This is a genomic window from Paenibacillus sp. J22P218, from assembly GCF_056269195.1.
In genome coordinates, this window is sequence record NZ_JBWDNL010000001.1 from 551,338 (window position 1) to 576,653 (window position 25,316).

22 protein-coding genes are annotated in these 25,316 nt (G+C 51.6%); 19 read left to right on the top strand and 3 right to left on the bottom strand.

Annotated elements, in window-relative coordinates; all coding sequences use genetic code 11:
- Positions 1–154: 154 nt before the first annotated feature.
- Complete coding sequence (locus AC0YN0_RS02475; protein WP_475819841.1) at positions 155–1,501, top strand: hemolysin family protein; 1,347 nt, start codon at positions 155–157, stop codon at positions 1,499–1,501.
- A gap of 333 nt (positions 1,502–1,834) precedes the next feature.
- On the opposite strand, the gene mnmA is transcribed toward AC0YN0_RS02475, so the two are convergent.
- Positions 1,835–2,974 carry a tRNA 2-thiouridine(34) synthase MnmA gene (mnmA, locus tag AC0YN0_RS02480; RefSeq protein ID WP_475819842.1) on the bottom strand — a complete coding sequence of 380 codons (1,140 nt, stop codon included), beginning with the start codon at positions 2,972–2,974 and terminating at the stop codon, positions 1,835–1,837.
- Between the two features lie 213 nt (positions 2,975–3,187).
- Here mnmA and cymR point away from each other — a divergent pair, with 213 nt between their 5' ends.
- From cymR to AC0YN0_RS02565, 17 genes are all read left to right on the top strand, one after another.
- Positions 3,188–3,607 (top strand): cysteine metabolism transcriptional regulator CymR, encoded by a 420-nt coding sequence (cymR, locus tag AC0YN0_RS02485; RefSeq protein ID WP_475819843.1) that lies wholly within the window; start codon positions 3,188–3,190, stop codon positions 3,605–3,607.
- A 20-nt stretch (positions 3,608–3,627) separates the two neighbouring features.
- Positions 3,628–4,779 carry a cysteine desulfurase family protein gene (locus AC0YN0_RS02490; protein ID WP_475820879.1) on the top strand — a complete coding sequence of 384 codons (1,152 nt, stop codon included), beginning with the start codon at positions 3,628–3,630 and terminating at the stop codon, positions 4,777–4,779.
- A 25-nt stretch (positions 4,780–4,804) separates the two neighbouring features.
- Entirely contained in the window at positions 4,805–5,341 is a 537-nt protein-coding gene (locus AC0YN0_RS02495; RefSeq protein WP_475819844.1) for a PRC-barrel domain-containing protein, read from the top strand.
- A 13-nt stretch (positions 5,342–5,354) separates the two neighbouring features.
- Positions 5,355–5,558 carry a hypothetical protein gene (locus AC0YN0_RS02500; RefSeq protein ID WP_337099480.1) on the top strand — a complete coding sequence of 68 codons (204 nt, stop codon included), beginning with the start codon at positions 5,355–5,357 and terminating at the stop codon, positions 5,556–5,558.
- Between the two features lie 171 nt (positions 5,559–5,729).
- On the top strand, positions 5,730–6,800 hold the full coding sequence (locus tag AC0YN0_RS02505; RefSeq protein WP_442048961.1) for an AI-2E family transporter: 1,071 nt from the start codon (positions 5,730–5,732) through the stop codon (positions 6,798–6,800).
- A 359-nt stretch (positions 6,801–7,159) separates the two neighbouring features.
- Positions 7,160–9,793: an alanine--tRNA ligase gene (gene alaS, locus AC0YN0_RS02510; RefSeq protein WP_475819845.1), complete on the top strand. Its 2,634-nt coding sequence runs from the start codon at positions 7,160–7,162 to the stop codon at positions 9,791–9,793.
- A 103-nt stretch (positions 9,794–9,896) separates the two neighbouring features.
- Positions 9,897–10,160 (top strand): IreB family regulatory phosphoprotein, encoded by a 264-nt coding sequence (locus tag AC0YN0_RS02515; RefSeq protein ID WP_307200181.1) that lies wholly within the window; start codon positions 9,897–9,899, stop codon positions 10,158–10,160.
- 56 nt (positions 10,161–10,216) lie between these two features.
- Positions 10,217–10,633 (top strand): Holliday junction resolvase RuvX, encoded by a 417-nt coding sequence (gene ruvX, locus AC0YN0_RS02520; RefSeq protein WP_337099476.1) that lies wholly within the window; start codon positions 10,217–10,219, stop codon positions 10,631–10,633.
- A gap of 8 nt (positions 10,634–10,641) precedes the next feature.
- The gene (locus AC0YN0_RS02525; protein ID WP_307200178.1) at positions 10,642–10,938 is read left to right on the top strand and encodes a DUF1292 domain-containing protein; all 297 of its coding nucleotides are present in this window, start codon (positions 10,642–10,644) and stop codon (positions 10,936–10,938) included.
- Positions 10,938–11,249: a DUF1292 domain-containing protein gene (locus AC0YN0_RS02530; RefSeq protein ID WP_337099473.1), complete on the top strand. Its 312-nt coding sequence runs from the start codon at positions 10,938–10,940 to the stop codon at positions 11,247–11,249. Before AC0YN0_RS02525 ends, AC0YN0_RS02530 begins: the two co-directional genes overlap by 1 nt.
- 298 nt (positions 11,250–11,547) lie before the next feature.
- On the top strand, positions 11,548–12,588 hold the full coding sequence (mltG, locus tag AC0YN0_RS02535) for an endolytic transglycosylase MltG (protein WP_475820880.1): 1,041 nt from the start codon (positions 11,548–11,550) through the stop codon (positions 12,586–12,588).
- Positions 12,589–12,694: 106 nt separating this feature from the next.
- Positions 12,695–13,627: a peptidase U32 family protein gene (locus AC0YN0_RS02540; protein ID WP_475819846.1), complete on the top strand. Its 933-nt coding sequence runs from the start codon at positions 12,695–12,697 to the stop codon at positions 13,625–13,627.
- Between the two features lie 19 nt (positions 13,628–13,646).
- Positions 13,647–14,909, top strand: a complete 1,263-nt coding sequence (locus AC0YN0_RS02545) for a peptidase U32 family protein (protein ID WP_475819847.1) — start codon at positions 13,647–13,649, stop codon at positions 14,907–14,909.
- 23 nt (positions 14,910–14,932) lie between these two features.
- Positions 14,933–15,208 (top strand): YqkE family protein, encoded by a 276-nt coding sequence (locus AC0YN0_RS02550; RefSeq protein WP_475819848.1) that lies wholly within the window; start codon positions 14,933–14,935, stop codon positions 15,206–15,208.
- A gap of 186 nt (positions 15,209–15,394) precedes the next feature.
- Positions 15,395–17,611 (top strand): methyl-accepting chemotaxis protein, encoded by a 2,217-nt coding sequence (locus AC0YN0_RS02555; protein WP_475819849.1) that lies wholly within the window; start codon positions 15,395–15,397, stop codon positions 17,609–17,611.
- A gap of 162 nt (positions 17,612–17,773) precedes the next feature.
- Positions 17,774–18,559: an N-acetylmuramoyl-L-alanine amidase family protein gene (locus AC0YN0_RS02560; RefSeq protein ID WP_475819850.1), complete on the top strand. Its 786-nt coding sequence runs from the start codon at positions 17,774–17,776 to the stop codon at positions 18,557–18,559.
- A 144-nt stretch (positions 18,560–18,703) separates the two neighbouring features.
- On the top strand, positions 18,704–20,572 hold the full coding sequence (locus AC0YN0_RS02565) for a peptidoglycan D,D-transpeptidase FtsI family protein (protein ID WP_475819851.1): 1,869 nt from the start codon (positions 18,704–18,706) through the stop codon (positions 20,570–20,572).
- A gap of 72 nt (positions 20,573–20,644) precedes the next feature.
- Here AC0YN0_RS02565 and ytvI read toward each other — a convergent pair whose 3' ends face one another.
- Positions 20,645–21,841, bottom strand: coding sequence for a sporulation integral membrane protein YtvI (gene ytvI / locus AC0YN0_RS02570; RefSeq protein WP_475819852.1), 1,197 nt, complete (start codon positions 21,839–21,841; stop codon positions 20,645–20,647).
- A gap of 162 nt (positions 21,842–22,003) precedes the next feature.
- On the opposite strand from ytvI, the gene AC0YN0_RS02575 reads away from it, so the two are divergent.
- Complete coding sequence (locus tag AC0YN0_RS02575) at positions 22,004–23,410, top strand: polysaccharide deacetylase family protein (RefSeq protein WP_475819853.1); 1,407 nt, start codon at positions 22,004–22,006, stop codon at positions 23,408–23,410.
- A 153-nt stretch (positions 23,411–23,563) separates the two neighbouring features.
- Here AC0YN0_RS02575 and ilvD read toward each other — a convergent pair whose 3' ends face one another.
- The gene (ilvD, locus tag AC0YN0_RS02580; RefSeq protein ID WP_307200160.1) at positions 23,564–25,249 is read right to left on the bottom strand and encodes a dihydroxy-acid dehydratase; all 1,686 of its coding nucleotides are present in this window, start codon (positions 25,247–25,249) and stop codon (positions 23,564–23,566) included.
- Between the last annotated feature and the right edge of the window lie 67 nt (positions 25,250–25,316).

Sequence of the window (25,316 nt, forward strand, 5' to 3'; positions counted from 1 at the left end):
TTTATGTCCGAACGGGCTTAAGGTATGCATGTTGGCGGGCTTACGGCGAATATACTTCATTACACAATACACAAAGATTGCCGAATCTTTGTCTAACAAAGGAGGTGCGCCTGTCATCGCCGCAGGCTGTGCCTAAGCGAGTGGCAGGAACCGATTGGGTGAACCTCTACCGCTCGGATTGTCTTTAACGCTCATTGTCGTTTTGGTGTTTATGAACGGTTTTTTTGTCGCTGCCGAATTTGCGATGGTGAAGGTACGGGGAAGCCGTATCGACGCGCTGATCTCCGAGGGACACGCGCGCGCGAAGCTGGCCTCGCGCATGACGAACAACTTAGACGCCTACCTGTCCGCTTGCCAGCTAGGTATTACGCTTGCATCGCTTGGTCTCGGATGGGTTGGTGAGCCTGCCGTCGCCAGCCTGCTTGCCCCCTGGTTCGCTCAGGTCGGCTTTCAGAACGATGCGTTCATCCACATCGTCTCGTTCATTATTGCATTTAGTTTTATTACGGTTTTGCATATCGTGCTTGGGGAACTTGCTCCTAAGACGGTCGCCATTCGGAAATCCGAGACGGTAACGCTGCTGACGGCGACACCGCTCGTTTTTTTTCACAAGCTGATGTATCCCTTAATATGGCTGTTGAACGGCACGGCTAATCAGTTGCTTAAAGCGATCGGCATCGAGCCGGCAACGGAGAAGGATGCTGCGCATACAGAGGAAGAAATACGTATTCTGATGAAGGAAAGCCACAAGAGAGGACTCATCGATAATACAGAGCTGACGCTTGTTGATAATATATTTGATTTCACGGAAACGAACGCGCGCGAGATTATGATTCCCCGCACCGAGATGATCTGTTTGAACACGGCGCTAACGATAGACGAGAACAAACGAATCGCGCTGGAGCAGATGCTGACGCGGTATCCGGTGTGCGAGAACGATAAAGACAATATTATCGGCTTTATTCATATTAAGGATTTGCTGAAGGACACGGCGCATAGCATCACCGATATTGCTCAAATTACGAGGCCGATTACGTCCGTGCCGGAGTCCATGCAAATTAGCATGCTGCTGAAGCTAATGCAGAAAAAAAAGACGCAAATCGCGATCCTGATCGATGAGTACGGAGGCACATCGGGGCTTGTTACGCTCGAAGATATTATGGAGGAGATTGTCGGGGAAATCCAGGATGAGTTCGACGAGGAGCGGGCCGATATTGAGAAGCGGGATGATGCTTCCTACTCCATTAACGGACTCATGTTAATTGAAGCGGTTAACAGCTACTTCGGACTGGATATTGATACGGATGATTTCGATACGATCGGAGGATGGATCTATTCGCAGATCGATATTCCCCCTAAGCGCGATCAACGGGTGCATTATCCCGGCGGGTTCACCTTCATCATCGAGGAAACCGATCATTTGCGCGTATCCCGCATTAACGTGCGCAAGGATGACTGGGATAAGGGCGACGATAGCGGAAGCTCCAGCCGGTTTGGCTAACGGCAAGGTAGGGTGAGAGTGGTTTGTTACGGACCATAGGGACGCTAATTGAGCTTTTCAGTGATAAAGGAGCTCGTTAAGGACACGGGAGTCGCTAACTTGACAGAAATGATAATAAAACTCGAGTTTTATGCTGTAAGGGTTTCTAGAGTCCGCAATATGACCAATGTTACGTGATGCGAGTAATTAGCTCCTTCTGAGTCCGTAATGTATTTGTATTTGTATTTGTGTTTGGGCAGAGTGTACAGGGATGAGACGCATGGGATTAGCCGCAGCTTTACAATTAAGAAGGGATGCCCTGAATAATTTTAGGGCATCCCTTCTTATTGTGCTTTATTTGGCTTGAAGCTGAGCTTCGAAGGCTGCTGCGTCGACCTTGTGGACGACGTCGATCGTGCCCCCGCCGAGGCATACGTCGCCGTCATAGAGAACGACGGCTTGGCCAGGCGTGACTGCCTTTTGCGGCTTGTCGAACACGATGTCGGCAGTGCCGTCCGCACGCATCGTAACCGTTACGCCTTGGTCTTGCTGGCGGTAGCGGAACTTGGCCGTGCAGTGGAACGGAGCATCAGGCAACGTTGGCGCGATCCAGTTAAAACCGCTCGCGGACAAGCTGTGCGAGTATAGGCTGGCATGCTGCTCGCCTTGAACGACGTACAAAACGTTGCTCTCCAAATCTTTGTCCGCAACGAACCATGGCTCGCCCGTGCCGGATCCGCCGATGCCAAGACCTTGTCGCTGGCCAAGCGTGTAATACATAAGGCCGTCGTGACGGCCTTTCTTCTCGCCGCTGCGAATATCGATCATATCACCGGAGCGGGCAGGCAAGTAGCCGCTTAGAAATTCCTTGAAATTGCGCTCGCCGATGAAGCAAACGCCGGTGCTGTCCTTCTTCTTCGCCGTATACAACCCGGCCTCTTCGGCAATTCGGCGAACTTCGGGTTTCGGCAGATGGCCGATCGGGAACATGGCCTTCTCCAGCTGGCGCTGATTAAGCGAGCTAAGGAAGTAGGTCTGATCCTTATTCGAATCGACGCCGCGAAGCAGCTTCGTTACGCCGCCCGCATCGCGCTCAACACGCGCATAGTGGCCAGTCGCCAAGTAATCCGCTCCGAGCTCAAGCGCGCGTTGCAGGAAGTCACCGAACTTAATTTCGCGATTGCACATGACGTCCGGATTAGGCGTGCGGCCCCGTTTGTATTCATCCAAGAAATAAGTGAACACTTTATCGAAATATTGCTTCTCGAAATTAACGGTATAATAAGGGATGCCGATCTGATCGCAGACACGGCGAACGTCCTCCGAGTCCTCTTCGGCCGTACAATGGCCGAACTCGTCGGTATCGTCCCAGTTCTTCATGAATATGCCGACTACGTCATAGCCTGCTTGCTTGAGCAGCAGCGCCGTAACGGAGGAATCGACGCCTCCGGACATGCCGACGACAACTCTTGTGGAGCTGATTGGTTTTGTCATAGGTGAAACACCGCCTTGCTTGTCATTTCGTGAAAATCACGTCTATTGTAACATAGACGCAAAAGTTTTTCATGAAGATGACAACCTTTTTGCACATGGCAAGCGGGGGATATGTTAACATAGAAGTGATATGGGAATACAGTGAATTAGAGAGCAACATGATCAACGATGAATGCAACAACAAAATATGATGAATTTAAAGGGGTGCCTACATTGAAAATTTCAACGAAGGGCCGTTATGGCTTAACTATTATGATGGAGCTGGCAGCTAAGTTCGGCGAAGGGCCTATCTCGCTGAAGAGCATTGCGGAACGCAATCATTTATCCGAGCACTACTTGGAGCAGCTCGTCGCTCCGCTGCGCAACGCAGGGCTCGTGAAAAGTATTCGCGGCGCGTACGGCGGCTATATTCTATCGAAGGATCCCGAGCAGATTACGTCGGGAGATATTATACGTATTCTTGAGGGGCCGATCTCGCCGGTTGACTTCACGGAAGAGGACGATCCTGCCAAGCGCGACCTGTGGCTTCGCATTCGCGACAGCATTGCAGAGGTGCTGGATTCCACAACGCTTGCCGATATGATCAACTTCCAAGACGCCGGCGAAGCAGACAGCTACATGTTCTATATCTAAGTAAGGATGCGACTGCAATGATGAATAGATATTACTTTGACCATGCGGCAACGACGCCGATGCATCCCGAGGTTGCTAGAGCGATGCTCGAGGTCATGCAAGGTCCGGGAGGTAATCCTTCCAGCATGCATGCGTTCGGCAGAGAAGCGAAGCAGCAGGTGAACCGCGCCCGCGACCTCATCGCGGCGGCGATCGGCTGCCGACCTGCCGAGCTGCTGTTCACCTCCGGCGGAACGGAGAGCGACAATGCGGCGCTTGTCGGGGCGGCGCGCGCGATGCGGCGGCGCGGCAAGCGCCATATTGTAACAGCGGCAACTGAGCATCACGCCGTCCTGCACACCTGCGAGTGGCTGAGCAAGGAGGAAGGTTTCACGGTAACGTACCTTCCCGTTCAGCAGGATGGACGTATCGCTCCGGAGTCGGTTGCGTCTGCAATGACCCTGGAGACGGGGCTCGTAAGCATCATGCATGGCAATAATGAAGTCGGGACGATACTGCCGATCGAAGAGATAGGCAACATTGTAAGAGCTGCAGGCGCGCTGTTCCATGTGGACGCCGTCCAAACTTTGGGAAGCGTGCCTTATCGCTTGAACGAGCTGCCGATCGATCTCATGAGCTTCTCGGCGCACAAGATTAATGGCCCGCAAGGCGTGGGCGCATTATATATAGCGAATGGTACGCCATATGAAGCAATTCAGCATGGCGGCTCGCAGGAACGCAAGCGCCGGGCAGGCACAGAAAACGTGCCCGGCATTGTTGGTTTTGCCGCGGCTGTTGACATTTGTGTGAACGAACGCAATCAGAAGCAACCTTTTATGGACAAGCTTCGTAATAGATGGGTAGAGCTGCTTAGAAACACTTTGCCTGATGTGGAGATCGTTGTAAACGGGAGCGAGGAGCATCGCCTGCCTCATATCGTTAATATTAGTTTCGTTGGTATTGATACCGAGACGATGCTGATGAACCTCGATTTGGAAGGCATTGCGGCTTCAAGCGGATCGGCCTGCACCTCAGGGGCGCTGGAGAGATCCCATGTGCTTAGAGCGATGGATATTCCGCAAGAGCGGCTTCTTTCAGCGGTAAGATTTAGCTTTGGTTTGGGGAATACTATGGAGGAATTAGAAGAAGCCTCGCAGAAAATAGCGACAATTGTGCGGCGTATTCGAAAGTAACCTTTAGGAGGCCTCGAATCAAGGCGTGATTAAACTTCAACGGCTTATTGGACTGCCCGTGATCGTCATTCATTCGGGTAAGCTGGTTGGAACGGTTAAGGATGCGTACTTCGATGAGCATTGGCAATTGCAAGGGCTTGTACTAGAGAGTCCGAGATGGCTCGCATTATCACTCAAGATCGTTCGCTGGCCGGACGTGCTGACATGCGGCGAGGATGCGGTCATTATTGGCAGTGAGGGCGCGGTTGTGAGGCTGAAGCCGAAGGAACTGCTGCGATCGTTCTATACCGGGATCGTCAAGCTGAAGGATTTGCCCGTCGTAACGGTGCAAGGAAATCAACTGGGCCGAATATCGGATGTTTATTTTTATCCGTTTCAGGGTACACAAATAGTAGGCTACGAGCTTACGGACGGTTTTGTTTCGGATCTGATGGAAGGGCGTAAATGGCTGAAGGCGCCGAGTGATCCAGATACCGTATTACTCGGGGAAGACGCGATTATCGTTCCTGCTGTCAGTGAAGCGGAATTGGAGCCTGTCGCAGCTTCCAATTTCAAAGGATAGGGAGAAATGTTAGATGATGAGATGTCCGAATTGCAATTCGAAAGATATCGGCAAGATCGGTTCCCACCAGTTCTACTGCTGGGGCTGCTTTATTGAACTGACTGTTAACGGCGACAAAATGTCGGTTTACCAAGTGGAAGAGGACGGAACGTTAAGCTCGCTTGACGATTTGTTCTTCGAAGAAGAGATTGCGGGATCGCAGGTTCAGATTAACTAGCCGGCCTGCGCCATTCGATATGAACGTTAAAGCGCGGCCCTATGAGGGGGTCGCCTTTTTTTTGCCGCCTCAAGGATGATTTGCACCGCTTGTACATATACTTTATCAGATCCGGCATGTGCGCTCGGAAGACAGCGAAAGCAGGATGAAGATTGTACGGAGGTGTGGACGGTGGAGCGTTTCACGAACAGCCGTCTGTTTGTTTGGCTGGTTTATCTGATACTGGGCTTAATCGCGATTTATTTGCTGCTGCTTATTAAGCCGCTGCTGCTTAATGTATATGTTTTTTTGAGAGCGGTGCTCGCTCCCTTTATTATCGCTATGATCATATCCTATGTGCTTAACCCGATCGTCTCGATGCTGCATGAACGCAAAGTGCCGCGAACGATCGCCGTGCTCTTGATCTATGCCGTGTTCTGCGCTGCCATTACGGTGCTGCTCGTCAATCTGATTCCGATGTTCATCGAACAAGTGCAGGAGTTCAACCGTCATGTGCCGGAACTGTCGATGCGCGCCCAAAATATTGTGTCGGACATTAACAATACGTCTTTCTTGCCGGAGAGCTTCCGCGGGGGCATCAACAAGTCGCTGCTGACGATGGAGAAGAAGGTATCGGAGAGCTTGCTCGGCTTCATAAACAATATCGGCTCGATGTTGAACGCCGTATTCATCGCCTTCATCATTCCGTTCCTTGCTTTCTATATCCTGAAAGATTTCGATGTATTCGAGAGAACGGTCATTACTTACGTGCCGAAGTCGCATCGCAAGAACACGGTCAGACTGCTTAAGGACATCGACTCCGCGCTTGGCAGCTACATTCGCGGTCAGTTCCTCGTCTGCTTGATCGTTGGCGTGCTTGCCTACCTCGGCTATCTTATTATTGGAATGCCTTATGCGCTTCTGCTCGCGGGCATTGTGGCGATAACGAACGTCATTCCATACATGGGTCCGTTCTTCGGGGCTGCGCCCGCGCTCTTAATTGCTTCAACCGTATCTCTGAAAATGGTGCTGCTCGTCGCCATCGTCAATACGGCTTGTCAAATTCTTGAGGGCAACGTCATCTCGCCGCAAGTGGTCGGCAGAACGCTTCATCTGCACCCGCTGCTCATCATCTTCGCATTGCTTGTCGGCGGCGAGCTTGCAGGTGTCGTCGGCATGATTCTAGCCGTGCCGATCTTCGCTGCTTGCAAGGTCATTGTGCAGCACATGTTCGCTTACTACGTGCGAAGAAAGATCATTTGACAGCGGCTGACGGCGTAGCTATAATTTGATACTAGTAGAATAGTGCTATACACTAGGAAAGCTTTGACGAAATGAAGTAAGCCGCTGCCCGTCAGCCAGAGAAAAGCCTCTTCGTTGCCTGTCCCGATATAGGGCGGCAGCGTCGGTTGAGAAGGCTTGATGACGAAGAACGGCCGAAAGCTGATTTCGGAGCGTGAATGAACTTCGCCGGTTGGACCCGTTATCGTCTTCTAAGGCGATTGCATGTGCGTGGATGAACGGCGCAGCAATAACCAGGGTGGTACCGCGAATACATTTCGTCCCTGTCTCTGACAGGGGCGTTTTTTGTTGTTTTTTCCACATTAGAGGAGGCGTTTATTATGAAAGCTAGTGAAATACGTGCCAAATGGCTTGCTTTCTTCGAAAGCAAAGGCCACAAAATCGAACCAAGCGCATCGCTCGTCCCGCATAACGATCCGTCCTTGCTATGGATCAACGCAGGCATGGCGCCGCTTAAGCCTTACTTCGACGGGCGCGTCGTGCCGGAGAACCCGCGCATTACGAATTCGCAAAAATGTATTCGCACGAATGACATCGAGAATGTAGGCAAAACTCGCCGTCACCATACGTTCTTCGAAATGCTGGGCAACTTCTCTATTGGCGACTATTTCAAGGAAGATGCAATTACGTGGGGTTGGGAATTCTTGACGAGTCCGCAATGGATCGGCTTCGATCCGGAGCGTCTGTCGGTAACGGTCTACCCGGAAGATGAAGAAGCTTTCGCGCTATGGAACAATAAGATCGGCCTTCCAGCGGAACGCATCTACAAGCTGGATGAGAACTTCTGGGATATCGGCGAAGGCCCTTGCGGTCCGTGTACTGAAATCTTCTACGACCGCGGAGACAAATACGGCGATCTATCCGATCCTGAATGCTGGCCCGGCGGCGAGAATGAGCGCTTCCTCGAAGTATGGAATATCGTATTCTCTGAATTCAATCATAACAAGGACGGCAGCTATACGCCGCTTCCGAATAAAAACATTGATACTGGCGCAGGTCTGGAACGTTTCACTTGCGTACTGCAAGATGCGGATTCGAACTTCGATACCGACCTGTTCTTGCCGATCATTGACCGTACCTGCTCCATTGCTAACGTGAAGTATCACGTGAACGCTGAGCATGACGTTGCTCTTAAAGTCATTGCCGACCATATTCGTACGGTTGTATTCGCGGTAGGAGACGGCGTTATGCCGTCGAACGAAGGTCGCGGCTACATTATCCGCCGTTTGCTTCGCCGCGCAGTGCGCTACGGCAAGACGATCGGCATCGACCGTCCATTCCTTTATGGATTGACAGGTATCGTAGGCGAAGTGATGGGCGTGTATTACCCAGAGGTGGTAGACAAACGCGAGTTTATCGAGCGCGTTATCCGTACCGAGGAAGAACGATTCCATGAAACGTTGTCCGACGGCCTTGCTATGCTCGCTGAGCTGGTAGCTGCGGCAACGAAGGCGGGAAGCAAAGAAATTAGCGGCGACGACGCGTTCCGCTTATACGATACGTACGGCTTCCCGTTCGACTTGACGGAAGACTTCGCTGCAGAGAACGGGATGACCGTTGATCGCGCAGGCTTCGATGAGGCTATGGAGCAGCAGCGCGAGCGCGGCCGCGGCGGCCGTCGCGAGACGGGCAGCATGAAGGTGCAAGGCGGACCGTTGTCCGACTTCACGGTTAAAAGCGAATTTGTTGGCTATAATGAACTGGTAACTGAGTCCCAAATTACGGCTATTGTTGCCGATGATGAAATGGTTGAAGCGGCTGGCGAAGGTAGCCAGGTTCTCGTTATTCTTGACCGCACGCCATTCTATGCGGAGAGCGGCGGACAGATCGGAGACCGCGGTACGATTTCGGGCAATGGCTTCACGCTGCAAGTCGAGAACGTGACGAAAGCGCCGCACGGCCAAACCGTTCATCATGCGGTCGTAACGTCTGGATCGGTTCGTTCGGGAGAGACGGTGCAAGCTGTCGTAGCGAAGCCAATCCGCGAGGATATTATCAAAAATCATACCGCAACGCACTTGCTGCACAAAGCGCTTAAGGAAGTGCTCGGCGATCACGTTAACCAAGCGGGCTCGCTCGTAGAAGCCGAGCGTCTGCGCTTCGACTTCTCGCACTTCGGCAGCATTACGGCAGAAGAGCTTGTCGACATCGAGCGCCGCGTGAATGAGCAAATATGGCTTAGCACAGGCGTTACAATCGAGAACAAATCGCTAGACGAAGCGAAAGCGATGGGCGCTATGGCGCTATTCGGCGAGAAGTACGGCGACGTTGTACGCGTCGTGCAAGTCGGCAGCTACAGCCTCGAGCTGTGCGGAGGCTGCCATGTAACGAACACGTCGCAGATCGGATTGTTCAAGCTGCTGGGCGAGAGCGGTATCGGCTCCGGCGTAAGGCGGATCGAAGCGGTAACCGGCAAGCACGCTTATAACTACTTGGAAGGCCAGCTTGATCTGTTGAAGCAGTCGGGGGCTCTGCTCAAGTCGAACACGTCCGATGTGCCTAAGCGGATTGAAGCTTTGTTCGGTCAAGTGAAGGAGTTGTCACGCGAGAACGAATCGCTGCAAGCTAAGCTGAGCCGCATCGAAGCGGGATCACTTGAATCGCAAGCGAAGACGGTTAACGGCATCTCGGTGCTTAGCGCTAAAGTCAGCGCGCCATCGATGGACGCGCTGCGCAGCATCGTTGACGAGCTCAAAGTGAAGCTTCCTTCAAGCGTGATTGTGCTTGGCGCCGTGCAGGACGATAAGGTGAACTTGGCGGCAGCGGTGTCTGCCGATCTCGTGAAGAAAGGCTTCCATGCCGGCAAGATCGTGAAGGAAGCGGCTGTACATTGCGGCGGAAGCGGTGGCGGCCGTCCGGATATGGCCCAAGCAGGCGGCAAAGACGCATCCAAGCTCGATGAAGCGTTGAAACTTGCGGAAGAACTAGTTGTAAGCAGCGCAAATGTGATATGATAAGGATGTATATCTAGCCGAATAAGGGGGCAAAAGCAAGGAAACGCGCTTTACGCCTCCTTAGGCGCTTGTAAATGCAGTTTTGGAAAGCGAGGTGCTGGCGATGAGTTCAATGGACCAAACGATGAAGTTTAATGTGAAGGCGGAGGGAGTCGAATCTTCTTCTGGAGACATCCTGCTTGCCGTACACGAAGCGCTTCTAGAGAAGGAATACAACCCGATCAACCAAATCGTTGGGTATTTGTTGTCCGGAGATCCTGCGTATATTCCGCGGCACAACAACGCCAGAAGTTTAATCCGCAAGAAGGAACGGGACGAATTAATTGAAGAGCTTGTCCGCTTCTACTTGAATTCTAAGAAATCATAGGTCTCGCGCTTGTACCATAAGAACAATACGATTAAGCTTAGGAGCCAACGCAAGAGATGAGATTGATGGGATTGGATTACGGAGATCGGAACATCGGCGTCGCGATAAGCGATGCGTTCAGATGGACGGCGCAAGGAACGGGCGTCATCGAGCGCAGGCGCGATGGGGGAGAATTCGACCGCATTGCCGAGCTGGTGAAGGAACATGAGGTTAGCGAGATCGTTGTCGGCTTGCCGAAGAACATGAACGGAACGATCGGGCCGCGTGGCGAAATTTGCATCGCATTTGCAGATCAGATCCAGCAGAAACTAAACATACCAGTTCACCTTTGGGATGAACGGCTGACGACGGTAGCGGCCGAGAGGACGCTTATCGAAGCGGACGTCAGCCGGAAGAAGCGCAAGCTAGTCGTGGACAAAATGGCGGCGACGCTGATTTTGCAAAATTATCTCGATTCTAAAACGAAAAGGTGAGGGTAACGATGACAAAGGACGACATGCAGTTTGAAGAGCCGGAAATTATTTATATTCCGGATGAGGACGGCAACGAGGAAGAATTCGAAGTCATCATGAAGTTCGAAGTTGACGGCTCGGATCAAAAATATATGATGGTCGTTCCGCTTGCCAGCGACAACGAGGAAGAGGACGAGGTGTACGCTTTCCGTTATGAAGAAGAAGGCGACGATCTCAAGCTCTACACGATTGAGGACGAGGAAGAGTGGAATATGGTCGAGGAGACATTCAATACGCTGCTCGGCGAAATAGAGGAGCAGGATTAATGTCAACGACTGAAGGCGGAGCGCCAAAACGTCTGTCCGTGCTTAAGGAAGCATTCGGCAAGGAGATTGAGCTTGTCGCAGAGGACGGCGGCATGGAGCTGTACGTAATCAAGGCTGAATTCCAACTAGGCGACATCGTATACGCAGCACTGCAGTCTGAAGCTATGAGCGGCGAAGATGAAGTGGAGCTGTTCCGAGTCATTCAAGACGGCGAAGAGCCGGAGCTTGAAACGATCGAGGACGATGAAGAATGGGAAGCGGCTGCCGAGGCCTATGACGATCTGCTTTTTGCAGACGATCAAATGCCTTAAGCGACCGCAAGCGATATACAGCAAGGAAAAGGGCGGTCTACAACCGCTCTTTTTCATGACCACGTCGGAATGATTAAGTTCTTTAAAGCGATAAAGCTTAAAAAATTTAATCATTCCGATTGGCGATAAAAACTTCCGCTATACGCGATCGATCATCATTGATGTACTCCGATAAAAGTTTTTCTCAATTCGTTTGTCATAAGAGTCGAGGAGGGTTAACAGGTTGGACAAGTCCATTCATCGGCAGGAGCAGAGCGAAGGTAAGGCTCGTTCCGGTCCAAAGCGCAGCCGCATCACGATGTGGGTTATATTGAGCTTGCTAGGCATAATCATTGTCGGTGCCGGCAGTGTTGCCTACTACATCTGGAACGGCTTGCAGCCGACAGCTGCAGGGGAAACGAAGCGAATCGAAATTGCTAAAGGGATGTCAGCAATTAAAGTATCCGATTTGCTGGAAGAGCAAGGCATTATTCGCAATTCATTTATTTTCAAATATTATTTGAAGCTGAACGATCAAGGGGCTAGGTTCCAAGCCGGGCAATACGATCTGAATCCCGGGATGGAGCATGACGCCATTATCGCGAAGCTGAATGCTGGCGATACGGTGCAGGCAGAGACGATTCACTTCACGATTCCGGAAGGCTTCACCGTGCTTCAAATTGCCGATAAGCTTGCCGAACAGGACTTGATCGACAAAGCGAAGTTTCTAGACCTTGCAGCTAGTCAGACAGCATGGGGAGATGCGGAGGCTGTTCGCCAAATTCCGGATAATGCCGAGCTGCATCAGCGGCTTGAAGGCTACTTGTTCCCTGAAACCTACGAGATGAAGGTAGGCAGCACGGAGGAAGACATTATTAAGCGCATGACAAGCGAGCTTGATCGGAAGTTAGGCGAGCTGTCTGAAGATTGGACGGATGAGCTGGAAGCGAAGAAGCTGACCTTGCATGAGCTGCTTACGATTGCTTCGCTCATTGAACGAGAGGTTGTCGCCGATGAGGAGCGCGCGCTTGTTGCAGGCGTTATCTATAACCGCATAGCCGATGGAATGCCGCTTCAGATTGACGCTACCGTTCAATATTTGCTGGACAAGCCTAAAGAACGGCTGATGGAGAAAGACCTGCAAATCGAAAGTCCTTATAATACGTACAAGATTAACGGATTGCCGCCGGGACCGATTGCAAGTCCAAGCATCGCTTCGATTGAAGCGGCATTGAATCCGGAGCCTTCAGAATACTTTTATTATGTAACGAAGAAGGACGGTACGCAGACGCATTTGTTCGCGAAGACGTACCAAGAGCATTTGAGAAATATCGATAAGAGCAACGAGACAGCGGGTTAACGTTGTGTCATGCAAGATTAGTTAGCGCGGCAAGTCTAGGGGATACAACGGGCCCCTGCGACTTGCTGCGCGAAGCTGTTTTATGAGATCCTGGGAGGAATGGAAGATGGCTTACAAGCCGGAATTACTAACGACGGCCGCCTCGATGGAAGAGCTGGAGCGGTTGATGGAAGCGGGCGCTGATGCGTTCGTTATAGGGGAGTCGCGTTACGGCGCAAGACTCGCGGGACAATTCACTTTGGAAATGATAGCTGAAGCGGTGAAGATTGCGAAGCCGCGAGGCGTCAAAATATATGTTGTCATTAACAATCTGATCGATAATGCAACAATTGAGTCATTGCCGGCTTATATATCCGGCCTTGCGGCAGCAGGTATAGATGCCATCGTGTTCGGCGATCCGGCCGTTCTAATGGCAGCTCGGGTGAATGCGCCGGGCATGCCCCTTCATTGGAATGCGGAGATGACATCGACTAACTATGCGACTGCTGATTATTGGGGTCGCAGAGGAGCAACCCGTTTCGTGCTTGCCCGCGAGCTTAATATGGAGCAGATCGTCGATATCAAAGCGAACACGAAACTGCCGATTGAGGTTCAAGTGCACGGCATGACGAACATTTATCATTCCAAGCGTTCGCTTGTGAACAGCTACATGGAGCATCAGCAAGAGCCGGAGAAGCTTGAAGACTCGAGCTTAGAGCGCGGCCTGTATGTGATGGAGGCTGAGCGCCCTGACGAGAGGTTCCCGATCTATGAGGACGCTAACGGTACGCATATTATGAGCTCGGGCGACATCTGTATGCTGGATGCGCTGCATGAGCTGCTTGAGATCGGCGTGGACAGCTTGAAAATCGAGGGCTTAATGAAGCCGATTGAATATAATGAAACGGTCGTTCGGGCTTACCGCAAAGCGATAGATGCTTATACTGCCGATCCGGAAAGCTATGAATTCCAAGAGCAATGGCTTGACGACATTCGTGCGGCGCAAGATCCGAAGCGCGAGTTAACCTATGGTTTCTTTTTCAAAGAGCAAGTGTATTGATAGAAAGGTGGGACAACAATTGACAGCAACGACAAAAACAACCCCGCGTTATCAGGGGAAACGCCATAGGCTGGATAGACCGGAGCTGCTTGCTCCTGCGGGAAATTTGGAGAAGCTAAAATTTGCTATCCATTATGGCGCGGATGCGGTATATATCGGAGGGCAGAAATACGGTTTACGTTCGAATGCGGACAACTTCAGCTTCGCTGAAATGAAGGAAGGCGTTGAATTCGCGAACCGATATGGCGCAAAAGTGTTCGTAGCGACGAATATATATGCCCATAATGAAGATATTGCAGGGCTAGAGGATTATTTGCGAGGGCTTCAGGAGGCTGGAATCTCCGCCATCATCGCAGCTGATCCGATTATAATCGAGACGGCGCAGCGAGTAGCGCCATTGCTTGAGGTACATTTAAGCACGCAGCAATCGACGCTGAATTGGCAAGCCGTGCAATTCTGGAAAGAAGAAGGACTGCCGCGCGTCGTGCTTGGCCGCGAGACAAGCTTCACGGAAATCGAAGAAATTAAGAAGCATGTCGATATCGAAATCGAAGCTTTCATTCACGGCGCGATGTGCTCCTCGTATTCGGGCCGCTGCGTGCTGTCGAACCATTTCACAGACCGCGATTCGAATCGCGGGGGCTGCTGCCAATCCTGCCGCTGGAAGTATGATTTGTTCGTGGATGACGCGCCGTTGTACGGCGAAGGCGAGGATCAATTCACGATGGGCTCCAAGGACTTGTGCATGATCGAATATTTGCCGGAGCTGATCGAGGTTGGGGTTGACAGCTTCAAGATTGAAGGCCGCATGAAGAGCATTCATTACGTGGCAACGGTTGTTAACGTATATCGTCAAGCGATTGATGCGTACTTTGCCGATCCCGAACATTTTGAGCTGAAGCAAGAATGGGTGGAAGAGATCAACAAAGCGGCGAACCGTCCGCTGAATACAGGCTTCTTCCTCGATACGCCGGGTGCGGAGGATCATATATACGAGCCTGAAGAGAAGGCTGCGCCTTATGACTTCGCAGGCATTGTTGTCGATTACGATGCAGAGACGGGATTGGCAACCGTACAGCAACGAAACCACTTTAAGCCGGGTCAAGAGGTAGAATTCGTCGGACCGGGCGGCAGATTCTTCAAGCAGACCATTACCGAATTGTTCGATACGGAAGGGCAGCCGCTTGACGCTGCTCGTCATCCGCTGCAGCATATCCGAATTCGCACCAGCGAACCGGTTAAGGCGATGGATATGATGCGCAAGAAGATAGGCAAAAAATAATCATTCGCAATGAGGGATCGCTAATGGCCAAGCACAAGAAGAAGCAAGGGGCGCCATTCAAGAGTACGCAGCCGAAGGAAGAGAAAGATAAGGGGCTGCTGTTAGGCGACTTGCTGAATGCAGATACGATTAAGAAGCTTAAAGGGCAAGCGGAAGAGCTGAAACAGCAGGAAGCTGCGAAGAAGCTGCAAGCTCGCCAAGAGGAAGAGGAGCGCAAGGCACAGGAGCAGAAGCGCAAAGAAAACGATTTTGCTTATTTACTGGAGAACAGCGATCCGAATTGGAGCAAACACAAGTAATTCATAGGACTAAAGCCTTATCTTCGACAGAAGATAAGGCTTTTTTTAATTCTATTATTTCTAATTGACAAGTATCTTCCGATATAAAATAATAGACTGTAAATAGGTATTCCAAATATCGGCAAGATTCGCTAGCATCAGACGAATCCTTATAGGCTAACAATTAAAAAGGCGGTGTCTTTCCTAATGAAGAGCAAAGAGAATAAAGAGCAGAAGCCAAAAAAAGAAAAGAAGCAAAAACTGCCCAAGGGCGTTAACGACAACCCTTCAGCAGCCGTTTTGAAAGCGCAATCAGGATTGAAGAAAGCAACAGGTTTGTTGCAATCGGTAGGAGGCGCGCTCAAAGAAACGAAGATATCCAACCCGATTAAGTCAGTCGGGACAAAGCTGTTTTTAATCATTTTTTGCTCCATCATCGCCTGTGTATTGACGGTAGGGCTAATGGCATACTCGCAAGCCAAATCAATCGTAGAACGCAAAGTATCGGATGCAAGCTTCCAAACCGTTAATCAGGTAGCAAGCAATCTAGACGTTATTTATAAAACATATGAAGATTTATCGCTTCAAATTTTGATCGACAAGGATTTCCATACGATCGTGCGATCGATTCTCGAAGGAGAAGACGATTACTCGAAGTTCGAAGCGAGCCGCAAGTTAGGCGATAAGATGCAAAGTTATGTCATGGGCAATAATTCAATCCTTGGCATGGTGCTGCTGCCGATCGTTCCTGAACTGGACATCGTAACGGTGGGCAGCTCGACGACGACAAAGGCCGAAGAGCTTATGAAGAGCGAATTTTTCCAAAAGGCGATTGACGGCTCCGGCAAGACGGTATGGATCGCTCCGCAGGCAGATGGATTGTCTACGACAGCAGGGCAAGCTTCCTTTGGCGTAAGCCGCTTGATTAAGGACAGTACGTCGAACGAAGCGTCTTACGTGCTTCTTATTGACATTGGATTGAACAGCCTAAGTGAGCGTTATAAAGATGTGCAGCTTGGCAAAGGCAGCCAAATGTCGATTATCGATGAGGCCGGCAATTATGTTGCGAACCTGGATGATTCGCTGATTGGCCAACCTGCAAGCATTGGGTTGCCAACGGAAGGTGAAGAAGCGTGGGAAGGCTCGATTAAGACCTCGGATCAGAACGGCGAGGACGTGCTGGCAGCTTTCAAAACTTTTGAGACGATGGATTGGAAGCTGGTCGGAACGATACCGGTTAACGAGCTTGTGAAAGACGCGAAAGTTATTCGCAATATGACATGGATTACTGCAGCGGTAGCTGTATTGATTGCAATCGCAATCGGTGCCCTTGTCCTTACGACAATTGCTCAACCGCTCGTGAATATGCGCAATCTGATGAACGAAGGAGCGCGCGGCAACCTGACGGTTCGATCACGGATGAAGAAGCGCCAAGACGAGATCGGTGAGCTTGGCAGCAGCTTTAACCTGATGATGACGCAGATTACGGCACTGGCTCAGCAGACGACACGTTCGGCGGAGGATGTGCTTAGCACGGCAACCGAGCTAAGCGAAGCTTCCCGCAAGACATCCGTATCGGCGAAGGAGATCGCGGTCGCGACAGAGGAGATTGCAGGCGGAGCAACTAGCCTTGCAATGGAAGCTGAGAGAGGCACGGATCTTACGAACAATATTAACGAGCAGATGAAGCAGGTTATCGAAGCCAATGAGCAAATGGCAAGATCGGCGGGCGAGGTCGACCATGCAAGTAAGCAAGGTACAACCTACATGGGCGTTCTCATTCAGAAGACGGGCATGACCGAGGAAATGACGCGCTCCATGGTCGAGAAGGTCGATGCGCTTAAAGAAAGCACAGGCTCTATCGTTAAGATTCTCGACGTGCTTAACAACTTAACAAAGCAAACTAACATTTTGTCGCTAAACGCAACGATTGAAGCTGCAAGAGCAGGGGCTGCGGGTAAAGGGTTCATGGTCGTAGCCGACGAAATCCGCAAGCTGGCTGATCAGTCCCGTCAATCGATCGACGTAGTCGCTAAGATTACAGAGAAGATTCGGAAGGAAATTGATGAGACGGTAAGCGTGCTGTCGGATGCCTATCCGTTGTTCCAAGAGCAGATTGGCTCAGTTAAGGAAGCGAACCAAATCTTCTTGACGGTACAAGGTCAGATGGGTCAATTCGTTGAGAAGCTGGATCTGGCTACCGAATCGATCAGCAAGCTGGATGAAGCACAGGCGGTTATGGCGGAAGCGATGACGAACGTAAGCGCCGTAGCCGAGGAGTCCTCGGCAACCTCGGAAGAGGTTGCATCCCTCAGCAGCGAGCAGCTTAGCGTTAGCCAAAGCTTGGTGCATCTGTCCGAGAAGCTTGACGCCGTATCGCGTGAGCTGAAGGAATCGTTGTCCGCTTTCAAAATTGAATCATAAAGTATGGATTTGGAGCCCGTCTACTACCGTGAAACTTCACGGTTAGACGGGTTTTTTGTTTGTTGCAGAATGCTTGATCCTCGAAAAACGTCTATCTTTGATAACTAGCTATCACAGGAGTTCATGCAAACCCATAGAATAGAGGACGAGAGGAGGATGAAGATGGTTAAATTAATAGCAATAGATGACGGTCATGGACTGGAGACCCCTGGCAAGCGAACGCCGTCTCTTCCCGATGGTACGGTCATGAGGGAAAACGAATTCAATAGAGCGGTGGCTGCGCAGCTGGACGTGCATTTAAAGCGCTGCGGCTTCCAGACGCTGCTCGTTGCACCGGGAGACACGGACATCCCGCTTAGCAATCGTACGAATACGGCGAATAAAGCGAAAGCCGACTTCTACATTTCCATTCATGCGAATGCGTATGGCGACGGTTGGAATAACGTAAGAGGTATTGAAACGTATCATTATCCCGGCAAAATCTCAGGCCAGCAAGCGGCCAAAATGATTCATAATCAGTTGATTCAAGGGACAGCGCTGCCGAATCGAGGCGTCAAGGAAGCGAACTTCCATGTGCTGCGCGAGACGACTATGCCTGCGGTCCTTGTCGAGCATGGCTTTATGACAAATATGGAGGATGCCTTGCTGCTGCTGTCGGAGGCTTATCGCGCGGAGTGTGCGGTCGAGCTGGCGAAAGGTATTTGCCTGCTGTTCGGTGTCGCTTATATCCCAGTTGTGGCTGCGGAGCCGAAGCCTGAACCCAAGCCGCCCGTAACGGAGCCAAGTGAACCGGAGGAGGGGATTGCATTGCTCTCGGTAGAGGACGCTAACAAAATCATTGCTTTCTTGTCTGCTTCTTATATGGCAACGACCAACAAGGAAGCTCGCAAAGAGTTCAATCGACTAGCGAACGAGCTTCGTAAAGCAAGCGGACAGAAACCGACATAATGGGAAACGTCGATCGGTTGATCGGCGTTTTTTTTCTTTGTATACGATTAGCCATATTCATGAAAATCGCTATCTAGGAGGTTTGCTGATTAGGGGACAAGGGAGATACTGTAAGTAACGGGCAAGCAAGGGAGATTAAGCTTTATGGCAAAAGGGATATCGAGACGAGTATGGGCGGCGGCGCTCGTTCTATTTTGTATTATGATTTTATTCATTGTACGTCTTGCATGGCTGCAGCTATTGCCGTGGAGCACGCATGCGGCGGTTCATGCCGCCATGAATCGCGGCGGATGGCAGCGGCTCTCGGTTATTCAGCGGCAGCGGAATCTGGTGCTCGACAGCGGGAGAGGCGATTTTGTCGACCGCTACGGACAGGCCATTACCGGTGAAACGTATTCGGCTGCGGCTTTTTTTCCTGTACGGCCGGACGCAAGGGGCGAAGCGGGGACGGTTCGCCAACTTGCGGCATTGCTCGGCGTATCTGCTGAGCAACTGCAAAGCTATTGGGATGCGGTCCGCGAGCCGGTGTTCTGGACGGCTGGTGCCGGAAAATTGCCATTGCGGCTTAAAGCGGAGCAAGCTGAAGCGATTGAGCGTCTCGGTCTAAACGGCGTAAGCGTGCTGCCTTATCGGAATCGGTATGTGAGCGGCTTCGAGGCGAAGCATATGATCGGCTTCACAAGCCAGCATCCGGAGTGGCTGGCGGCCAACCACTCGAAGGAGCTTGCTAGCGGGAAGCGGAAGCTGAATGAGCAGGTGGGCGGGGCTGGCCTCGAGAAGTCGTTAGACAAGCTGTTGCACGGTATCGGCGTAACTTCGGTGTCGTATTTCATCGACGGCCGGAATGCGCCTGTCCATGGTCTAGACTATCGGATTACGCAGCCTGGAAATAGCTATTACCCGCTGAAGGTGCAGACGACCATTGACTTGAAGCTGCAAAATAAGCTGGAGGCCTATGCGGACGAACAGGGGCTTAAGGAAGGCGCGATTGTCGTGCTCGACGCTGACAATGCCGATGTTATCGCTATGGTGTCCCGTCCGAAGCTGAAGCCCGGGCAATTCGAATTATCGGACGGCAGCGAGTGGAGCAATCATGCGCTGACGGCCGTTGCGCCGGGCTCGATCTTTAAGCTTGTGACGGCGGCAGCAGCCATGGAAGCAGGCGTCGTCAGCAAGAAGGAGAAGTTCCATTGCAATGGCGAGTACGGCAAATATGGACTTAGCTGCTGGAAGGAGGGCGGCCATGGAACGATTACGCTCCAGGAAGGCCTTGCCCAGTCCTGCAATATCGTGTTTGCTACGATCGCTGAGCGAATGAGAGCTAATGAGCTGCAGCGTGTAGCCTACGCGCTTGGTATCGGGCGCAAGGCAGGCTGGCATCGGGACAAGCCGTTCGGGCCGTTCCGCAGGCCGCTTAGGCTGCTTGAGGAGGAAGAGCAGGGACAGCTCTTCGCGGGTGTTGATAGAGGTGCGACGGGGGGAATGTCGCACCAGGCTCTTGCCGCCGTAGATGGCGGCGTTATGGCGCAGAGCGGCATCGGGCAGCGGGACGTGAGAATGTCGCCGCTTCAGGCGGCGAACTTGATCGTGACGCTGCTGCACGAGGGGCGCGTTATGGAGCCGCGCCTCGTTAGTGAAATCCGCTATGCCAACGGCCAGCGGATGGTGAAGCTGCCCGCGCAGCGGGCGCAGGGCGGGCGTGGCCGCATCCATGCGGGCACGGCCCATGCGCTGCTGCGCGGCATGCGGGCGGTCGTCGACCATGGAACCGGTCGATCGATCCGCCAAGGGGTCTGGACGGTAGCCGGCAAATCCGGCACCGCCCAGACCGAGCGTGCGGGCATAGCCCTGAACCACCAGTGGTTCACGGGCTACGGCCCGGTCAAGCAGCCGCGCTACGCCGTTGCCGTGCTCGCGGCGAACCGTACGCCTGGCAGTCCGCATCAGGCGACCAAGCTGTTCCGCGGCGTCATGGATATCGCCGCCCGCAACGAAAAAGAGATGAAGCGCTAACTTGCGTTAAACATCGTGCGGTTAGGACAAAAAAAGCGGTGGCACAGGATCAACCTGCGCCACCGCTTATTATTAGTCCTTCTTGTCCGTGCCCGCAAGCCCCGTTGCCGACTCGGCGGTTAACGTTGTACTGCTCTGACCGGCAGCCTCGCCGCCCGCATCGCCTTCGGGGGTAGCCGTGTCGAATTCGCCAAGAGGCGCTCGAATCCAACGGTGGAAGTACCCCTGATCGTATAGCGACTTAATGAGGATCATCAGAATTGGCGACAGGATAACGCCTGAGATGCCGAATAGTTTCAAGGAAACGATCATGAACGCAAGCATCGTGAAGGCGGATACGCCAAGGGAATCACCCGTTATTTTTGGTTCTAATATTTGGCGTGTAATGACGACCACAAGGAATAAAGCCGACAACCAGATTGCAAGCGATATTTTGCCGACGATAATCAAATAAATGATCCATGGTATGAACACCGTTCCGACGCCCAGCAACGGCAATATATCGAAGATCGCTGCTACGACCGAAATGACGAACGCGTTCTCGACACCAAGCAGCACGAGCGCGACTAAGATGACAATGAACGTGATGCTGATCATTTTGGCTTGCGCTTTAATGTAAAGGGCGATTCCTTTAAACACGTTGTCGCGCAGGAAGAAAAACACCTTTTTGAACGTTTTTGGCGTTTTGTCTTCGGCCGTTTTCTTCCAAGATTTAATCTCGATACTTAAGAAGTAGGCGAGGATTGTACCAATAACGACGTTCACGACAAACGCAGAGAAGGAAGAAACGTAATTGACCAAGTTAAGCAAGACGGTTTTGCCGAATCTGCCCAAATAGTCCGTAATGCCGCTAATAAGCTCGGTCGAACGCTCGACAAGATTTAAGTTCGGCGGAAGCGTCTCAAGCTGCTCCTGAATTTGAGCGGTGCTCTTGGCGACTTGCTTCTCCAGCATCTCCTGATACTTCGGAAAGTTGTCGATCAGCTCCGAGCCTTGTTTGGTTATTAGGTAAGCAGCGCCTGAGAAAGCGCCAAGGATTAGAATGATGAACAATAATATCGAGATGCCGGTTGCAATCGACTTCTTAATGCCGAGCTTGTTCAATCGCCGAGCAAGCGGCTCGATGCACATGAAGATAAGGAAGGAGAAAAAAATCGGCGTCGCAATCCGATACAAATAGCTGAATGAGTACATAATGAGATAGACCGTGAGTGCGATCAACGCAATGTCGAACGCCGTTCTCCAATATTTTTTATAAAATGGCAGCATGTCGTAGCTCCTTCTTCCAAATTCATATTTCCAATAAGATTGTACTATAGTTTTTAAAAAGATGCCTATTTTTTAATGCAATATGCTACAATTAAAGTTATCGTTGTTGTTTTGTACCGCTATCCATTCGTCGACTAAATCATATAACGGTGGGGAAAACAAATGGTAAATTTGTTGTTGTGGATTTTATATTTTGCGACTTTATATGCGTTCCTGCCTGGACTTATTAGCCGGACGTTCGGCTATCGCGTATTCAAGCGCGGACGCGTGGATAAAGAGATCGCATTGACGTTCGATGACGGTCCGGATTCCGTGTTCACGCCGGAGCTGCTTGATCTGCTCGCTCGCTACAATGCGAAGGCGACTTTTTTTGTCGTTGGCTCGCATGCGGAGGGACAGGAAGAGCTGTTGTCTCGAATGAAAGCGGAAGGGCATGTTATCGGCATTCATAATTATGTTCACAAGTCCAACTGGCTGATGAGGCCGCGCACGGTTCAACGTCAGATTGAGATGACGAACGACATTATCGAGAAAGCGACCGGCAAGCGTTCGATTTATTATCGTCCGCCTTGGGGGATCGTAAACGTATTCGACTTTGCGAAAGCAGGGTACTTGCACATTATTTTGTGGTCTGCGATGTTCAGTGATTGGAAGCTGAGCATAGGGGCTGAGAAGCTGAAGAAACGGATGATGAAGCGATTGAATCCGGGCGAAGTGCTGCTGCTGCATGATTGCGGAAGAACGTTCGGAGCGGATCCCGAGGCGCCGAAGAACATGTTGATTGCGCTTGAATCGTATTTAAAGGAAGGCACGAAACAAGGCTTTCGCTTCATCGGCATCGACGAGATGATCAAGCTGACAGAAGCGGCTCGCGTAGGACATGCGTCGATTTGGAAAAGAAGCCTCATCTCGGTTTGGCTCGTATACGAAAAGGCCTATCATGTGCTGTTCCGGTTGAAGCAGGTTGGAAAAGGCGATCCAACCTTTTATTATCGCGTTACGAAGTATAACGGAGAGCCTGTGCAGTTGGAAGAAGGCAGCCGCATTGTGAAGGGCGATCATATAGCCGAGCTGCATTTTGACAATAAAATGCTGTCCAGCATTGCGATGCAGGCCAAGTCGCCGCTTGCGGCGGGCATTAAGATGCTGCGCGAGATCGATGAAGCTTTGCCGCAGCTCGCAGATCAGTTGGCAGTGGATGCGGAAGCGCAGGACATTAAGGCCGTGTACGGCGTTACGATGATACACCGGGGCGCAGATCGCCTTGGCTTCGAAATATTCCATCTGCCTGAGGGCTGGTTCGCTCGCGCTACAAGAGTTTATTTGAAAGTACTGATGAGCGTGTTGACGAACAAGCCGCGAACACTGAAGAAGAAACAAAGCCAGAACAAAGAGGCGTTCTCCCCTCGAATGCTGCTTATGCCGGCTTCGACGATTAGACGTTATGCGACGAATAAGCTTAATAAGCTGCAAGAGGAAACCGAGCGTCTCACGGACGCCGTGGAAAGATCGATTGGCGCAGCTGCCGACGAGGCTGCTCAATTAGGTACGAAGACAACAGCCATATAGGAACGGATCGGAATGGTATTATTGCTAATATTGCCGGTATATCGAGGTTAACGCCTTCATATGCCGGCTTTTTTTTCTTTGCTGACTGCAAATACACAAAAAAGGCGGAACATGGGATCCCATGTTCCGCCTTCGTATTATCGGTCAAGCAAACTACATTTTCATTACGCCGCCCGTGCTGGCGGATGTAACGAGGTGAGCGTAACGCGCAAGGTAGCCGCGTTTGATCTTAAGCTCGAAGCCAGGCCATGCGGCGCGGCGTTTCTCGAATTCTTCGTCGCTGATGAGCAAATCCATCGTACGGTTGTTCATGTCGATCTCGATGATGTCGCCGTCTTGTACGAAAGCGATTGGTCCGCCTTCAGCGGCTTCCGGCGATACGTGGCCGATACTGATGCCGCGGGACGCGCCGGAGAAACGTCCGTCAGTGATAAGGGCAACCTTCGCGCCTAGTCCCATGCCGACGATTTGCGACGTAGGAGCGAGCATCTCAGGCATGCCAGGGCCGCCGCGCGGTCCTTCGTAACGGATGACAACGACGTGGCCTTCTTTGATCTTGCCGTTGGCGATACCGTGAAGCGCATCGTCTTGGGAATCGAAGCAGATAGCAGGACCTTTGTGGTAGCCGCCAACCGACTTGTCGACAGCGCCTGTTTTAATGATTGCGCCGTTAGGTGCAAGGTTGCCGAACAATACAGCCAGGCCGCCGCGAGCGGTATGCGGATTGTCGATCGTGTGGATGACTTCCGTATTCTGGATCTCGCAGCCTTCGACGTTCTCGCGAAGCGTCTTGCCCGTAACCGTCAATGTAGTGCCGACCAATGCGCCTTCCTTCTTGAACAGCTCGTTCAGAACGGCGCTAACGCCGCCTGCTTCGTGCACGTCCTCGATGTGCCAATCGGATGCAGGAGCGATTTTAGCAAGATGCGGAACGCGCTCTGCTACTTCGTTAATGCGCTCGATTGGGTATTCAATGCCTGCTTCGTGAGCGATAGCAAGCGTGTGAAGTACAGTATTCGTCGAACCGCCCATTGCCATATCAAGCGCAAAAGCATTGTCGATTGCGTCTTTCGTAACGATATCGCGCGGCTTAATGCCGAGATCGATAATTTTCATAAGCTGGCGAGCAGCTTCTTTAACGAATTCTTTACGTTCCGGGGATACGGCAAGAATCGTGCCGTTGCCTGGCAATGCAAGGCCAAGGCCTTCAGCCAAACAGTTCATCGAGTTCGCCGTGAACATACCGGAGCAGGATCCGCAAGTCGGACAACCGAATGCCTCAAGCTCGAACAATTGCTCGTCGTTGATTTTGCCTGCTTGGTGAGCGCCAACGCCTTCGAATACGCTGGATAGCGAGATCGAACGGCCGTCGGATGTTTTGCCGGCTTTCATCGGTCCGCCGCTGACAAGCATCGTAGGGATATTGACGCGAAGCGCGCCCATGATCATCCCTGGCGTAATTTTGTCGCAGTTCGGGATACAGACCATGCCGTCGAACCAGTGCGCGTTAACGACCGTCTCGATCGAGTCTGCAATGATTTCGCGGCTTGCAAGCGAGTAGCGCATGCCGATGTGGCCCATTGCGATACCGTCGTCGACGCCGATTGTGTTGAATTCGAAAGGTACGCCGCCAGCTTCGCGAATCGCTTCCTTAACGAGCTTGCCGAATTCTTGAAGATGCACATGACCGGGAATAATATCGATATAGGAGTTGCAAACTGCGATAAAAGGCTTGTCGAAATCTTCCTCTTTAACGCCTGCGGCACGCAATAAGCTGCGATGCGGTGCGCGGTCGAATCCTTTTTTGATCATGTCTGAACGCATTCTCTTAGCCGCCATTATAAAGCCCCCTTAACATAATTGGATCATTGTGGAATAATAAAATTCGTCATGCATGCATGACGTT